Genomic DNA, 15,192 nt, shown 5'->3' with positions numbered 1-15,192 from the left:
GCGGCGCTCAGCTCTCGCGCACGACCTGGTCCGGCCGCTTGTCCGGGCGCAGCCCGCGCCACGACGGCTGCCGAAGCCGGCCCGGCCCGGTCCACTCGGCGAACTCGACCTCGCCGACGATGTCCGGCCGCACCCAGTGCGCTCCGCGCGCATCCGCCGACGGCACCCCCTCCAGCGGGCTGGTCTTCCGCTCGTGGCGGGCCAGCTTCGCCGTCAGATCGTCGAGCGCGCGGTCGCTGAAGCCGGTGCCCACCTTGCCGACGTAGCGGAGTGTGTCGCCGTCCGGGATGCCGAGCAGCAGGGCGCCGATCGTGTTCGCCCGGCGCCCGTTGCCGGGCGTCCAGCCGCCGATCACGACCTCCTGCGTGAGGTGGTGCTTGATCTTGATCCAGGAGCGGGAGCGGCGCCCGGTCGCGTAGGTGCTGTCGCGGCGCTTGGCCATCACCCCTTCGAGCCCCAGCTCCTTGCTGGAGGCGACCGCGTGCGCGAGGTCGCCGTCGAACGCGGGCGGCACCTGCACCGGGTCGCCGCGGCCCGGCTGCAGCACCTCCCGGAGCAGCTCACGGCGTTCGTCGTACGGGTCCTTCGTGTGCGACGTCCCGTCGACCTCCAGCACGTCGAACACCATGTAGTGGGCGGGCGCTCGGTTGAGGGCGGACTGGACGTCGGCCGGACGGGTGAGTCCCATCCGCGTCTGCAGCAGCCCGAAGTCGGGGCGCCCCTTGGGGTTGAGGGTGACGATCTCGCCGTCGAGGACGAGGTCGTGGTCGCCGGCGAGGCCGACCAGCCCGGCGAGATCGGGGTAGGTGACCGTCACGTCGTTGCCGTTGCGCGTCGTGAGCCGCAGCTGTCCGCCGCGGATCTCCGCCACCGCCCGGATGCCGTCCCACTTCATCTCGAACGCCCACTCGTCCTCGTCCGAGATGTCGGCCGCGGAGCCCAGGGTGGCGAGCATGGGGGAGACGGGGGTGCCGGAGGGGCGCTCGGCCGCGGACGGGCGCTTGACGCCGCGCTCCGCCTTCGCGGGCGCCTTCGCCTTAGCCGGCGTCTCCGCCTTCGCCGATGCCTTCGCCGGCGCCTCCGGCTGCGCCGCCTCCGCATCGTCGAGCTTCATCCGGTGGATCAGCCAGTTCTTGTCGTCGCCCCCTTGAGCCGTGCGGATCAGGGCGAACTTCTGCGGCACCCCGCCCAGACCGCCGTCCGGCTGGCCGTGCAGCGTCGCGATGACCTCGTCGTCGCGCCACTTCTCCAGGTCGTAGTCGCCGTGGTCCCAGATGTCGACGTGCCCGGCGCCGTACTCGCCGTGCGGGATGTCCCCGGCGAAGCTCCCGTACTCCAGCGGGTGGTCCTCGGTGTGCACGGCCAGGTGGTTCTGCTTCGTGTCGGTCGGCGTGCCCTTCGGCAGCGCCCAGCTGACCAGCACCCCGTCGTTCTCGAGCCGGAAGTCCCAGTGCAGGCGGCGGGCGTGGTGCTCCTGGATGACGAACGAGCGTCCGTCGCGCGCGGCCGGCCGCTCGGCGGGCACGGGTTCCGGCGTCTTGCCCGCATCGCGCATGGAGCGGTACGTGGAGAGCCGGTCCGGTTCCGACGCGTGCGCGCCCGCGCCGTGCGCGTCGAGGTCGGCCAGGAGGTCGCCGCGGCGCTTCACGCGCTGCATGACCTCGCGGTAGTCGAGGTGCCGCAGATCCTTCGACGCGAGCTCGCGCCAGGTGCGGGGGGCCGCGACGGTCGGCTGGAACCGGCCGCGCAGCGAGTACGGCGCGATCGTCGTCTTGGCCCCGTTGTTCTGGCTCCAGTCCACGAGCACCTTGCCGGCCCGCAGCGACTTCTTCATGTCGCTCACGACGAGGTCCGGGTGGTCCGCCTCCAGCGCCCGCGCCAGCTCGTGCGCGACGGCCGAGATGCGGTCGCTGGTCTGCGAACCGTCGAGCGCCGCGTAGAGGTGGATGCCCTTGGAGCCGGAGGTCACCGGGTACGGCTCCAGCCCCATGTCGGTGAGGATGGCGCGCGCCAGGCGGGCGACCTCCGCGGAGTCCGCGAGGGTGACGCCCTCGCCGGGGTCGAGGTCGAGCACCAGCCGGTCGGGGTTGCCGCGCTCGCCGCGGCGGTCGACGCGCCACTGCGGCACGTGGATCTCGAGGGACGCGATCTGCGCGAGCCAGATCAGCGTCGCGCGGTCGTTCACCAGCGGGTAGGTGTTGGTGCTCGTCTTGTGCGTGACGGCCGCCTGCTTCACCCAGTCCGGGGTGGATGCGGGGTCCAGGTTCTTCTGGAAGAACACCTCCGCCGGGTCGTCCGGCGTCCCGACGCCGTGCACCCAGCGCTTCCGGGTGGCGATCCGGTCCCGCACGTGCGGGATCATCGCCTCGGCGACGGCGTTGTAGTACCCGAAGATGTCGGCCTTCGTCGTCCCGGTCTCGGGGTACATGACCTTGTCGAGGTTGGTCAGCTTGAGGCGGCGGCCGTCGATCTCGACGACCTCGGAGTCCTGGGCGGCCATAGCCACACGGTACGCCCGGGGCGCCCGGTTCCGGTGCATTCCCTGATCGATGCTTGAAAAGGGGCTGATCCCCGGACACGATGGGCTCATGAGGGCCATTTGGACGGGCGCCATCACCTTCGGACTCGTGAACGTCCCGGTGAAGGTGTACAGCGCAACTGAGGATCACGACGTCCCACTGCACCAGGTGCACGACGAGGACGGCGGACGCATCCGCTACCAGCGACGCTGCGAGATCGACGGCAAGGTCATCCCGTACGAGCACATCGCGAAGGCGTACGAGTACGGCGAGCGGACGGTGATCCTGACCCCGGAGGACCTCGCGTCGCTCCCTTCGGAGCGCAGCCGCGAGATCGACGTGGTGGAGTTCGTGCCCAACGACCAGCTCGACCCGCTGATGTTCGACCGCAGCTACTACCTGGAGCCCGACTCCAAGTCGCTGAAGGCGTACGCCCTCCTGCGCAAGACGCTGGAGGACGAGGAGCGGACCGCGATCGTCGAGTTCGCCCTCCGCCAGAAGACGCGGCTCGCCGCACTGCGGGTGCGCGGCAACGTCCTCGTGCTGCAGACGCTCCTGTGGCACGACGAGATCCGCGAGGCGGACTTCCCGTCGCTCGACCAGACGCCGCGCATCTCCGACCGCGAGCTCCAGCTGTCCAGCGCCCTGATGGAGAGCTTCGCCGGCGACTTCGAGCCGGAGAAGTTCAGCGACGAGTACCAGGAGGAGCTCCGCAAGCTGATCGACGCGAAGCTCGAGGAGGGCGACAGCGTCGACACCGCCGCCACCTTCGGCGAGGAGGAGGAGGCGAAGAAGGGCGGAGGCGAGGTGATCGACCTGATGGAGGCGCTGCAGCGCAGCGTCGAGCGGAGCCGGTCGTCGAAGTCGTCGTCGTCGTCGAAGACCTCGTCCTCGAAGTCGTCGTCGTCGAAGTCCGCCTCGAACGCGTCGGAGAAGAAGCCCGCCGCCCGCAAGACGTCCTCCACCTCCAGCTCCTCGACCACGACACGTAAGGCCCCGGCCAAGAAGTCTGCGAAGAAGCCCGCGTGACGCGCCTCAAGCGCAGCAACCCGTCCGGTCCCGGCTACCACCGGACGATGACGGACAAGGGGCCGGTGTACGAGGACGAAGCGGGCAACCGTATCGTCGACGAGCGCGAGCTGGAGCGCATCCGCTCGCTCGTGCTGCCGCCCGCCTGGCAGGACGTGTGGATCTCGCCCGACGCGCGCGGGCACATCCAGGCCGTCGGCACCGACCAGGCCGGACGGCGCCAGTACCGGTACCACGACGCGTGGCGCCTCAACCAGGACCGCCTCAAGTTCGAACGCGCCGCACAGCTCGCCGAGACCCTGCCGTCGGCCCGGCGCAAGGTGACGATGGACCTGCGCGAGGAGGGCTTCGGCCGCGACCGCATCCTGGCCGCCGCCTTCCGGATCATCGACCTCGGCAGCGTGCGCATCGGCAGCGAGGAGTACCTGCACGCGAACGGCAGTCGCGGGCTGACCACGCTGCTCTGCCGGCACGCCGTCATCGACGGCGACGACATCACCCTGACGTTCCCCGCCAAGTCGGCGCAGAAGTGGACGAGCACCATCCGCGACACCGACCTCGCCGAGCTGCTGCGCCAGGTCCAGGCGCTCCGCGGTCAGCGCTCGCGGTTGCTGTCGTGGAAGGACCGCACCTGGCACACGATCCGTCCCGCCTCGCTCAACGAGTACATCCGCCGCCAGACCCGTGGCGAGTTCACCGCGAAGGACTTCCGGACGTTGCACGGCACCATCGTGGCGGCGGAAGCGCTCGCCGACCTCGGCGTCGCCGGCAGCGACTCGCAGCGGAAGAAGCGGGTCAGTGCGGCGGTGAACGAAGCCGCCGCGGCGCTCGGCAACACTCCGGCGATCGCCCGCAACAGTTACATCGACCCGCGCATCTTCGACCGTTACCGCAACGGCGAGGTCATCGACACCTCCGGCGGACGCGCTCCCGAGCCCGCCCTGCTGGAACTCCTCGCAGACGAATAGCCGACCCCGCCTCAGCGCGTGGGCCGCTGGGCGGGGGTCTCCGACGAGAGCGGCGCCGCGATGTCCTCGAGCGACTTGCCTTCCGCGTCGACACCGAGGAACAGCTCCACGAGCCCCGCGGCGATCATGAGTCCGGCGCCGATGTAGTACCCGATGGCGACCGCGTGACTGCCGCTCTCGATGAGGCGGCCGAACAGGATGGGCCCGGTGATGCCACCGATCGCGGTGCCGATCGCGTAGAAGAAGGCGATCGACATCGCGCGGGTCTCCATGGGGAAGATCTCGCTCACCGTCAGGTAGGCGCTGCTCGCGCCGGCCGACGCGAAAAAGAACACGACCATCCAGCACGCCGTCAGCCAGAAGGCGTCGAGCAGGCCCGCGTCGAACATGATCGCGGTCCCGACGAGCAGCACGCCGCTGCCCACGTACGACAGCGTGATCATGAAGCGCCGACCGACCGAGTCGAACAGGCGACCGAGCAGCAGCGGGCCGAGGAAGTTGCCGATCGCGATCGGGACGAGAGCCCACGGGGCCACATCGTCCGGCACATGCAGCAGCTTCGTCAGGACCAGCGAGTAGGTGAAGAAGACGGCGTTGTACAGGAACGCCTGGCCGATGAACAGCGACAGCCCGAGCGTGAACCGCTTCGGATACCGGGTCACGGCCGTGCGCACGATCTCGCCGAAGCCGGTCGAACGGCGCTGGTGGATGGTGATCCCCTTGTCGTCCGGCACGGTCGCGAGGCGCTCGTGCGTCTGCTCCTCGATGTCGTGCTCGATCGTGCCTACCAGCTCTTCCGCATCCTCGTCGCGGCCGTGGATGAACATCCACCGCGGCGACTCTGGCACGTTGCGGCGCACCAGGAGGATGACCAGACCGAGCACGGCACCGAGGCCGAACGCGATGCGCCAGCCGATGTTCGGGGGGAAGATCGCGGTGTTCAGGAGGAAGACGGTCAGCACGGCGCCGAAGGCGGTGCCGAGCCAGTACGAGCCGTTGATGGCGAGGTCGACCAGTCCGCGGCGTCGTGCCGGGATGAGCTCGTCGATCGCCGAGTTGATCGCTGCGTACTCGCCGCCGATGCCCGCCCCGGTGAAGAACCGGAACACGAAGAACATCCACGGAGTGACCGAGAAGGCCGTCAGCACCGTCGCCAGCAGGTAGAGCCCGAGGGTCAGGATGAACAGCTTCTTCCGGCCGAAGCGGTCGGTCAGGTAGCCGAACACCAGCGCGCCCGTACAGGCGCCGGCCACGTAGATGGCCGCGGCCAGACCGACTTGGGCGGTGGTGAGCCCGAGGCCGCTGTCCGGTTCGGTGAGCCGGCTGCCGATGGCGCCGACGATGGTGACCTCGAGACCGTCGAGGATCCAGACGGTGCCGAGGCCGACGACGACGAGCCAGTGGAACTTCGACCACGGCAGGCGGTCCAGCCGCGCCGGGATGGTCGTGCGGATCGTCTTCAGCGACGATGCGCTCTGCGATGAGGAAGAAGTCTGCGCACTCACTCGGCAGACTGTATTGGGCCTGTGCGTCGCCCCATAGAGCCTTGACAAACGCGGTTTTGTGCGCTTTGCGAACGGCTAGCCTACGCGATGCGCAACTGTCAACCCCTTGTTGGGAGGAGGGGGGCATTGCTTATCGTGGCTAACGACCGGGAGGACTCCACAAGAGCCCGAACGGACACCCGAACTGAGAGCACCAACGGCTGTGCCCGTGAGTACACGGGCTGAATGGGATGACACGATGACGACGCTCGAAGTGACCAACGACCCGGTACGCGACTACCTGAACGCGATCGGCCGCACCCGCCTCCTGACCGCCGACGAGGAAGTCGCGCTGGCCAAGCGGATCGAGGTGGGAGTGCTGGCCGGGGAGCGCCTGGCGGTCCGCCCCGGACTGACGCCCCGCGAGAAGCGCGAACTGCAGTACCTCGCCGATGACGGCAAGCGTGCGTTCGAGCGCTTCATCGAGGCCAACCTGCGCCTGGTGGTCAGCATCGCCAAGCGCTACGCCGGCCGCGGGCTGCCGGTGATGGACCTGATCCAGGAGGGCAACCTCGGCCTGGTGCGCGCGGTCGAGAAGTTCGACTACCGCACCGGAAACAAGTTCTCCACGTACGCCACCTGGTGGATCCGCCAGTCCATCCTGCGCGGCATCGCCGACACGGCCCGCCTGATCCGCATCCCGGTGCACACCGTGGAGAAGATCGACAAGCTGGACCGCATCCGCCGCGACCTCGGCGGAGAGCTCGGCCGCACGCCCACCCTGGAGGAGATGGCCGAGGCGTCGAACCTCGACCCCGCCGAGGTGCACAAGCTGCAGATGAGCGACTCCGAGACGGTCTCGCTGGCCGTGCCGGTCGGCGAGAACGAGGGCGCCGAGCTCGGCGACCTGATCGAGGACGACGACTTCCCGGGCCCGCCGGAGGCCGTCGAGGTGGAGTTCCGCCACCGCGACCTCGAGGAGCGCCTCCGCGAGCTGCCGCCCCGCGACGCCAAGGTGGTGCGCATGCGCTTCGGCCTCGACGGCCAGAAGCCGATGACGCTCGACGAGGTGGGCGAGGTCTACGGCATCACCCGCGAGCGCGTCCGCCAGCTGGAGACCCGCAGCCTCAAGCGCCTGCGCTGCCCGGAGCTGCTGGAGTACCTCCGCTGACACCGGCAGCCTGACGACCGGGAAGGCCCCGCACCCAACGGTGCGGGGCCTTCCTCTGTTCGCGGTCGTCTCGGGATGCGGCAGCGGTCAGCGGCCGACGCCGGAGTCCGCATCCACCTCGTCGGCGCCGAGCGCTCCGATCTCCTCGGTCAGCTGCAGGCCCTGCGAGCTGTTCGACGACAGCGTCAGCTGCTCGAGCCACGCCTTGTTGATGCGCGGCGGGCGGCCTCCGCTGTAGCGGAACAGCAGGGGGATGGCCGGGTCGATCCAGATGGCGCTGCGGCCGTCGCCCACGCTCTGCTCGTCGCGCCAGGAGAAGAAGAACCCCTCCTTGCGACGGAGCTTCAGCCCGATCACGATCTGCAGGTGCGCCAGGACCCGGTCCTCGAAACCGATCTCGGTGGTCCCGCCGTAGATGAGCTTGCCCATGACGAAAAACGTACCTGACGTTCAGGGAATCCCCGTACCGGCGTTCGCTGCGCGAACACCGTTTCGCCGGGAGGCGGGCGTAGGGTACGGCCATGTCTCCCTCACGCGTCCTGGTCACCGGTGCGACCGGCTACATCGGCGGGCGGCTGGTGCCGCGGCTGCTGGCCCGCGGCCACACGGTGAGGGTGCTGGCGCGCTCGCCGCAGAAGCTGACCGACGTGCCCTGGGCGGGCGACGTGGAGGTCGTCGAGGGCGACCTGCACGATCCCGCCGCCGTCGAACGGGCGGTGGCGGACGTCGACGTCGTCTACTACCTCGTGCACTCGATGCGGGCGCGTGGCGACTTCGACGAGGAGGAGGCGGACGCCGCGCGGACCGTCGCCGGCGCGGCCCGCGCCGCCGGGGTCCGGCGGATCGTGTACCTCGGCGCGCTGCATCCCGACGGCGAGCTCTCGCGTCACCTGCGCTCCCGCGTCGCCGTGGGACGCATCCTGCTCGACTCCGGAGTGCCGACGATCGTGCTGCAGGCCGGCGTGGTGATCGGTTCGGGATCGGCGTCGTTCGAGATGATCCGGCACCTCACCGAGGTGCTGCCCTACATGCCGGCGCCGCGCTGGGTGCGGAATCGCATCCAGCCGATCGCCATCCGCGACGTGCTGCACTACCTGCTCGCCGCCGCCGACCTGCCCCCGGAGGTGTCGCGTGTCTTCGACATCGGCGGCCCGGACATCCTGCGCTACGGGCAGATGATGAACGCCTACGCCTTGGAGGCGGGCCTTCCGCAGCGGCCGATCGCCTCCCTCCCGGTGTTCACCCCCTGGCTGGCGTCGCAGTGGGTGAACCTGGTGACGCCCATCCCGCGCAGCCTGGCCGTGCCGATCATCGAGTCGCTGCAGTACGACTGCGTGATGCGCGACCACGACATCGACGCGGTCATCCCGCCGCCGCCCGAGGGGCTGACCGGCTACCGGCGATCGGTCCGGCTCGCTCTGGCGCGGGAGCGCTCCGGCGATGTGGAGACCAGCTGGCAGGACGCCTCGGTCGCCGGCGCCCCCAGCGACCCGCTGCCGAGCGACCCGGACTGGTCGGGGCACACGGTGTACACCGACCTGCGCGAGCGCGAGTCCACGGCCGACGCCCAGCTGCTGTGGCGGGTGGTGGAGGGGATCGGCGGCGAACGCGGCTGGTACTCCTTCCCGCTCGCCTGGGCGCTGCGCGGCTGGGCGGACAAGCTGGTCGGCGGCGTCGGGCTCCGCCGCGGGCGGCGCGACGCCGACCACCTCAACACCGGCGACGCCCTCGACTGGTGGCGCGTGGAGCGGATCGAACGGGGGAGGAGCCTGCGGCTGCGCGCCGAGATGCGGGTGCCCGGGCGCGCGTGGCTCGAGCTGTCGGTGCGGCCGCGGGAGGGCGGCGGCTCGGAGTACCGCCAGCGCGCGGTGTTCTTCCCGCGCGGACTCTCCGGCCGGCTCTACTGGTTCGCGATCCTGCCGTTCCACGGGATCGTGTTCAACGGGATGGCCAACCGCATCGTCTACGAGGCGGAGCACCCGAAGGCGGCTAGCCGCGTGACGCGTCCGGAGCCGTCTCCGCGGCCGGAAGAGCGGTCGACTCCGGCGTAGCCGGAAGCGGCTGCTCCTGCAGCGGTTCCGCCGCCAGTGGTTCCGCGGCTTGGGCCAGCGTCGTCGCGCTCAGGTCCTGGAGGAAGCGGGTGACGGTCTCGCGGTCCTTCGGGCTGAGCGAGCGCACCACCTCGAAGCGGCGGGCGTGCTGCAGGCCCATGGTCCGGCGCACCTCGCGGTGCGTCTCCGGCGTGATCTCGACGGTGACCGCGCGGCGGTCGGTCGGGTGCGGCCGGCGCTCGACGTGCCCGGCCCGCTCCAGGCGGTCCAGCAGCTTGGTGGTGGATGCGGTGGAGATGTGGAGGTGGTCGGACAGCGCTCCGGCAGTCACGGGCACCCCGCTGTTCATCGACGCGATGATGTAGCGCAGCGCCCGCATGTCGGTCTCGTTGAGCTTCATGTGCGTGCGGGAGGCGAAGCTCAGCCGCTGGTCGGCGTCGCGCCACTCGCGCATCGCGGCGAGCAGCCGCACGATCTGCGCCAGCTCCTCCTCGCTGAGGTCGTCGTGCCGGACGAGCTCCTGGCGTGGGTCGATGATCCGGGGGTCGGTGAGGGATGCGGAGATGCGTCGAGCGTCGCTGTGCGCGTCGTCCCTGGCCGGAGTCATGCCGACATCCTATTCCTGAATGTAAGAAGCGTGCTAAGTTATTTGCTACCCAAGCTAGACAAGGGAGCCCGGCATGACACAGCTGCACCCCGAAACACGGACTCCCGTCGAGCGCGGCCTGGCCCGCGGAGCGCGGACTCCCGCCGCGGCATCGACCATCGACGCGGCGCTCGCCGAGGTCGAATCCCGGCTCTCCGGATTCTTCGCCGCCCGCATCTCCTCCGCCGCCGCATACGCGCCCGCGTACCGCACGCTGTGGGAGAGCGCGCGCGACGCGGCCGACGGCGGCAAGCGCATCCGCCCCCGCTTCGTCCTCACCGCCTTCCGCGGACTCGGCGGCACCGACGACGACGCGGCCTGCACCGCCGCGGTCGCCTACGAACTGCTGCACACCGCCTTCCTGCTGCACGACGACGTCATCGACGGCGACACCATGCGGCGCGGGCGCCCCAACGTCGTCGGCGCGTTCGCCTCCGACGCCACGTCGCGCGGCGTGGAATCCGTCCGTGCCCGCCGCTGGGGCGAGGCCGGCGCCATCCTCGCCGGAGACCTGCTGCTGCACGCCGCCGCCTCGGTTCTCGCGCGCGTCGACGCCGACGAGTGGACGCGGGAGCGGCTGCTCGAGATCCTCGACCACGGCGTCTTCGTCACCGCGGCCGGCGAGCTGGCCGACGTGGCGCTCGCCGAGCGGATGGGGCCGGAGTCGCCGTCGCTGGACGACGTGCTGGCCATGACCGAGCACAAGACGGCCGCCTACTCCGTCGCCGGACCGCTCATGACCGGCGCGCTCCTGGCCGGCGGCGGCGAGGACCTCCTGGCGCCGCTCGCCGAGTACGGCCGCCTGGTCGGCATCGCCTTCCAGCTCGGCGACGACCTGCTCGGCGTCTTCGGCAGTGAGGACGTGACCGGCAAGAGCATCGTCAGCGACCTGCGCCAGGGCAAGGAGACCTCGCTCATCGCATTCGCGCGCGGCACCGCCCGCTGGGAGGACGTCACCCCGTCGCTCGGCCGCTCCGACCTCGCCCCGCACGAGGCCGCGCGTCTGGCGTCCGTGCTCGAGGAGTGCGGCGCCCGGGCGTTCGTCGAGCGCCTGCTGGCCGACCACGTCGACCGCGCCATCGCGCTGCTGCAGAGCCCATCCATCCCGGCCTCGCTATCGCAACCCCTGACCGACGTGGCACGCTCGTGTATCGGGAGGATCGCATGACTCGCGCACCGGAAGCCCCGGCGGGCACACCGCCGACCGACCTCACCACCTACACCGGTGCGGCGCACGCCGGTGCGGCCACCATCATCCACGCGTACTCGACCTCGTTCGGGATGGCCACCCGCCTGCTCTCGCAGCGCATCCGCCCGCAGGTCGAGGACGTCTACGCCCTCGTCCGGGTCGCCGACGAGATCGTCGACGGCGCCGCGGCCGAAGCCGGCCTCAGCGTCGACGACCAGCGCGAGCTGCTCGACGCCCTGGAGGCGGACACCGAGCGGGCGATGCGCACCGGTTACAGCGCCAACGTCGTGGTCCACTCGTTCGCCGTCACCGCCCGTGCGTCGGGCATCGGGGTCGACCTCACCCGTCCGTTCTTCGCCTCCATGCGCCGCGACCTCAGCCCGGTCGACTTCAGCGCGGACGAGCTGCGCGACTACGTCTACGGCTCCGCCGAGGTCATCGGGCTGATGTGCCTCAAGGTGTTCCTCGCCGACGCGCCCGTCCCGGACGACGTGCGGCTCCGGCTCGAGGCGGGCGCCCGGCGGTTGGGCGCGGCCTTCCAGAAGATCAACTTCCTGCGCGACCTCGCGGTCGACTGGTCGGAGCTCGGGCGCAGCTACTTCCCGGGCATCGACCCGGCTCGCCTGACCGAGCGGCAGAAGCTGGCGCTCGTCGTGGACATCGACTGCGACCTCGGGGCCGCCGCCGACGTCATCCCGGAGCTGCCGGGCAACTGCCGGCGCGCGATCACCGCGGCGCACGGCCTGTTCTCCGAGCTGAGCGACCGCATCCGCGCGACGCCCGCGTCCGAGCTGCTCACCCGCCGGGTGAGCGTGCCGACGCGGGTCAAGCTGGCCATCCTCGCCCGCGCCACCGCGGCCGCCGCCGTGCCGCGCGGTTCCGCGTCGGCGGGACGCGTCGCCGCCATCGTCCCCGCCTCGGCCGCCCGGCCGGAGGCGCACGACGCCGGGCCGACATCATGACCGGGCAGCGCGTCGTCGTCGTCGGCGGCGGCATCGCCGGCCTCGCGACCGCGGCGCTGCTCGCGCGCGAGGGCTACGCCGTCACCATGCTGGAGCAGAACCGCACGCTGGGTGGACGCGCGGGGTCCTGGGAGCACGACGGCTTCCGCTTCGACACAGGGCCCTCCTGGTACCTGATGCCGGAGGTCTTCGACCACTTCTTCCGGCTGATGGGCACCTCGACCGCCGAGCAGCTCGACCTGGTCACGCTCGACCCCGGATATCGCGTCTTCTCCGAGGACGGCCGCCCTCCGCTCGACATCCGCGCCGACGGCGTGGCCAACCGCGCCGTGTTCGAGAACGAGGAGCCGGGGGCCGCCGCGGCGCTCGACCGCTACCTGGCGGGCGCCGAGGACACGTACCGGATGGCGGTCGACCGCTTCCTCTACTCGACCTTCGCGGACCTGCGCCCGCTGTTCGCTCCCGACCTGCTCCGCCGGCTCCCGCGCCTGGCCCGGCTGCTGCTGGAGCCGCTCGACCGCTACGCGGCGGGCTTCGTCCAGGACAACCGCCTCCGCCAGGTGCTCGGCTACCCGGCCGTCTTCCTGGGCACCTCGCCCGGCAAGGCGCCGAGCATGTACCACCTGATGAGCCACCTCGACCTCGACGACGGCGTCCGCTACCCGCTGGGCGGCTTCACCGAGCTGATCGACCGTATCGCGGCACTGGCCGAGGAGGCCGGCGCCCGCATCGTCACGGGTGCGCGGGTCACGGCTATCCGCACCGCGCAGGACGGCAAGCGAGCCCATGCCCGCGGAGTGGACTACCGGGATGCGGCGGGCGCGCAGCACACGCTCGACGCCGACATCGTCGTCTCCGCCGCCGACCTGCACCACACCGAGACCCAGTTGCTCCCGCCGTCGCTGCGGACGCATCCGGAGAACGCGTGGGAGCGGCGCGACCCGGGCCCCGGCGTCGTGCTCGCGTACCTCGGCGTGCGCGGTCGGCTGCCGCAGCTGACGCACCACAACCTGTTCTTCACCACCGACTGGGAGGCCAACTTCCAGACGATCTACGGCCCCGACCCGGGCATCCCGGACCCGGCGTCCCTGTACGTCTGCATGCCGAGCGAGACCGACCCGGAGGTCGCCCCGGAGGGGTACGAGAACCTGTTCGTGCTCATCCCCGTGCCCGCCGATGTCTCGCTCGGCGCGGGCGGGATGGACGGCGCGGGCGACCGGGCGATCGAACGAGCCGCGGACGCCGCGATCCGGCAGATCTCCGCGTGGGCGGGCATCCCGGACCTCGCCGACCGCATTGTGCTGCGCCGCACCGTGGGCCCGGAGGACTTCGCCTCCGAGTTCAACGCGTGGCGCGGCGGTGCCCTCGGGCCTGCGCACACGCTGCGCCAGAGCGCCTTCTTCCGGCCCGGCAACGCCTCGAAGAAGGTCGACGGCCTGCTGTACGCCGGGTGCTCGACCATCCCCGGCATCGGCCTGCCGATGTGCCTGATCAGCGCGGAGCTCGTGGTCAAGCGGCTCCGCGGGGACGGCAGCGGCGGCCCGCTGCCCGAGCCGCTCCCGACGCCCCAGGCGGAGCGCGTGTCGTGAGCATCGTCTACCTGGCGTGCCTCCTGGTCGCGCTGGGGGCGATGGTGCTGCTCGACGCGCGGTTCCGGCTGGTGTTCTGGCGGGATGCGCGGCGCGCGACCATCGTGCTGGCGCTGGGCCTGGTGTTCTTCCTGGCGTGGGATGTCGCGGGCATCGCCCTCGGCGTGTTCGAACGCGGCGGCTCCCGGTTCATGACCGGCATCGTCGTGGCGCCCGAGCTGCCGCTCGAGGAGGTCTTCTTCCTGCTCTTCCTCTGCTATCTGACGCTCGTGCTGATCTTCGGCGTCCGCCGGCTGCTCGACCGGCCCGCGCCCGGGAGCACCGACGCCGTCGACGCGTCGCCCGTCCGGCGGGGGAGCGGCGGATGACCTACCTCCTGCTCAGCCTGGTCTTCCTCCTCGTGGCGGCGGCCGTGCTGGCCGTCGCGCTCGCCCTGGCGCCGGACCGCGCCCGGCTGGTGCGCCGCTGGTGGGCCCCGGTCCTCATCGCTGGCGTCGTCGTGCTGGTGCTGACCGCCGTCTTCGATAACGTCATGATCGTGGCCGGATTCATGACCTACGCGGATGCGCACATCGCCGGCGTGAAGCTGGGGCTCGTCCCGGTGGAGGACTTCGCGTACCCGCTGGCGGCGCTCCTCCTGCTGCCCGCGCTGTGGCTGCTCACCCGCCGACGCGGGAGCAGGTCGTGACCGCCGTGGCTCCGGCCCCGTTCCGGCAGCTGCTGCTGGTCTCGCGCCCGCTCAGCTGGATCAACACGGCCTTCCCGTTCGCCGCCGCGTACCTGCTGACGACCGGCCGGATCGATGTCACCTTCGTCGTCGGCACGGTGTTCTTCCTCATCCCGTACAACCTGGCGATGTACGGGATCAACGACGTGTTCGACTATGAGTCCGACCTGCGCAACCCGCGCAAGGGCGGCGCGGAGGGCGCACTGCTCGACCGCTCCTCCCACCGGAGGACGCTGATCGCCGCCGTGGTCACCACGGTCCCCTTCGTGATCTACCTCGTCGCCGTCGGGTCGCCGCTCTCCTGGCTGGTGCTCGCCGTCTCGCTGTTCGCCGTCGTCGCGTACTCGGTGAAGGGCCTGCGGTTCAAGGAGATCCCGTTCCTCGACTCGGTGACCTCCAGCACCCACTTCGTGAGCCCCGCGCTGTACGGCCTGGTGCTCGCCGGCGCCGTGTTCACGCCCGGCCTCTGGCTGGTGCTGCTCGCGTTCTTCCTGTGGGGGATCGGCAGCCACGCCTTCGGTGCGGTCCAGGATGTCGTGCCCGACCGGGAGGGCGGCATCTCGTCCGTCGCGACCGCCATCGGAGCGGCGGCGACCGTCCGGCTGGCGATCGCCGCCTGGGCGCTCGCGGGCGTCGCGATGCTGTTCACGCCGTGGCCGGGCCCGCTGGCCGCGGTGCTCGCCCTGCCCTACATCGCGACGGCCGCCCCGTTCTGGTCGGTTCCGGACGAGCGGGCGAGCGAGGCGAACCGCGGCTGGCGGCGCTTCCTCTGGATCAACTACGCCTGCGGGTTCCTCGTCACGCTGCTGCTCATCCTGTACGCGTCGCTGCGCTGACCCGGTCCGGGATGCGCGCGC

The 15,192-nt window shown here is 71.1% G+C and carries 14 protein-coding genes; 10 read left to right on the top strand and 4 right to left on the bottom strand.

What is annotated here, in order from left to right; genetic code table 11:
* Positions 1-7 precede the first annotated feature (7 nt).
* A complete protein-coding gene (locus J2W45_RS06395; protein WP_310129939.1) occupies positions 8-2,500 on the bottom strand; it encodes an ATP-dependent DNA ligase in 2,493 nt (830 codons plus the stop codon).
* A gap of 88 nt (positions 2,501-2,588) precedes the next feature.
* Between J2W45_RS06395 and ku the strand changes: the two genes are divergently transcribed.
* Together ku and J2W45_RS06385 are read left to right on the top strand one after the other, a co-directional pair.
* Positions 2,589-3,548: a non-homologous end joining protein Ku gene (gene ku / locus J2W45_RS06390; protein ID WP_310129937.1), complete on the top strand. Its 960-nt coding sequence runs from the start codon at positions 2,589-2,591 to the stop codon at positions 3,546-3,548.
* Positions 3,545-4,516, top strand: a complete 972-nt coding sequence (locus tag J2W45_RS06385; protein ID WP_310129935.1) for a DNA topoisomerase IB — start codon at positions 3,545-3,547, stop codon at positions 4,514-4,516. The genes ku and J2W45_RS06385 overlap by 4 nt, the downstream gene beginning before the upstream one ends.
* 11 nt (positions 4,517-4,527) lie before the next feature.
* On the opposite strand, the gene J2W45_RS06380 is transcribed toward J2W45_RS06385, so the two are convergent.
* Positions 4,528-5,946 carry an MFS transporter gene (locus tag J2W45_RS06380; RefSeq protein ID WP_310134935.1) on the bottom strand — a complete coding sequence of 473 codons (1,419 nt, stop codon included), beginning with the start codon at positions 5,944-5,946 and terminating at the stop codon, positions 4,528-4,530.
* 313 nt (positions 5,947-6,259) lie between these two features.
* Here J2W45_RS06380 and J2W45_RS06375 point away from each other — a divergent pair, with 313 nt between their 5' ends.
* Entirely contained in the window at positions 6,260-7,171 is a 912-nt protein-coding gene (locus J2W45_RS06375; protein WP_310129933.1) for a sigma-70 family RNA polymerase sigma factor, read from the top strand.
* An 87-nt stretch (positions 7,172-7,258) separates the two neighbouring features.
* Here J2W45_RS06375 and J2W45_RS06370 read toward each other — a convergent pair whose 3' ends face one another.
* Positions 7,259-7,600 (bottom strand): DUF7882 family protein, encoded by a 342-nt coding sequence (locus tag J2W45_RS06370; RefSeq protein ID WP_310129932.1) that lies wholly within the window; start codon positions 7,598-7,600, stop codon positions 7,259-7,261.
* Between the two features lie 92 nt (positions 7,601-7,692).
* Between J2W45_RS06370 and J2W45_RS06365 the strand changes: the two genes are divergently transcribed.
* Positions 7,693-9,222, top strand: coding sequence for an SDR family oxidoreductase (locus J2W45_RS06365; protein WP_310129930.1), 1,530 nt, complete (start codon positions 7,693-7,695; stop codon positions 9,220-9,222).
* On the opposite strand, the gene J2W45_RS06360 is transcribed toward J2W45_RS06365, so the two are convergent.
* Entirely contained in the window at positions 9,161-9,829 is a 669-nt protein-coding gene (locus J2W45_RS06360) for a MarR family winged helix-turn-helix transcriptional regulator (RefSeq protein WP_310129928.1), read from the bottom strand. The two genes, J2W45_RS06365 and J2W45_RS06360, sit on opposite strands and share 62 nt — an antisense overlap.
* A 73-nt stretch (positions 9,830-9,902) precedes the next feature.
* Here J2W45_RS06360 and J2W45_RS06355 point away from each other — a divergent pair, with 73 nt between their 5' ends.
* Genes J2W45_RS06355 through J2W45_RS06330 form a run of 6 tightly spaced genes read left to right on the top strand, consistent with a single transcriptional unit; the run spans position 9,903 to position 15,171 of the window.
* Positions 9,903-11,036, top strand: a complete 1,134-nt coding sequence (locus J2W45_RS06355) for a polyprenyl synthetase family protein (RefSeq protein ID WP_310129926.1) — start codon at positions 9,903-9,905, stop codon at positions 11,034-11,036.
* A complete protein-coding gene (locus J2W45_RS06350; protein WP_310129924.1) occupies positions 11,033-12,019 on the top strand; it encodes a phytoene/squalene synthase family protein in 987 nt (328 codons plus the stop codon). Before J2W45_RS06355 ends, J2W45_RS06350 begins: the two co-directional genes overlap by 4 nt.
* Positions 12,016-13,608, top strand: coding sequence for a phytoene desaturase family protein (crtI, locus tag J2W45_RS06345; RefSeq protein ID WP_310129922.1), 1,593 nt, complete (start codon positions 12,016-12,018; stop codon positions 13,606-13,608). Before J2W45_RS06350 ends, crtI begins: the two co-directional genes overlap by 4 nt.
* A complete protein-coding gene (locus tag J2W45_RS06340) occupies positions 13,605-13,976 on the top strand; it encodes a lycopene cyclase domain-containing protein (protein WP_310129921.1) in 372 nt (123 codons plus the stop codon). Before crtI ends, J2W45_RS06340 begins: the two co-directional genes overlap by 4 nt.
* Complete coding sequence (locus J2W45_RS06335) at positions 13,973-14,296, top strand: lycopene cyclase domain-containing protein (protein ID WP_310129918.1); 324 nt, start codon at positions 13,973-13,975, stop codon at positions 14,294-14,296. The genes J2W45_RS06340 and J2W45_RS06335 overlap by 4 nt, the downstream gene beginning before the upstream one ends.
* Positions 14,260-15,171 (top strand): prenyltransferase, encoded by a 912-nt coding sequence (locus J2W45_RS06330; protein WP_396427068.1) that lies wholly within the window; start codon positions 14,260-14,262, stop codon positions 15,169-15,171. Before J2W45_RS06335 ends, J2W45_RS06330 begins: the two co-directional genes overlap by 37 nt.
* The last annotated feature ends 21 nt before the right edge of the window (positions 15,172-15,192 follow it).

This window comes from Leifsonia shinshuensis (genome assembly GCF_031456835.1).
GTDB classification, from domain to species: Bacteria; Actinomycetota; Actinomycetes; order Actinomycetales; family Microbacteriaceae; genus Leifsonia; species Leifsonia shinshuensis_C.
Note: the sequence above shows the minus strand (reverse complement) of the source record. Positions and strands in the feature narration are given on the sequence as shown.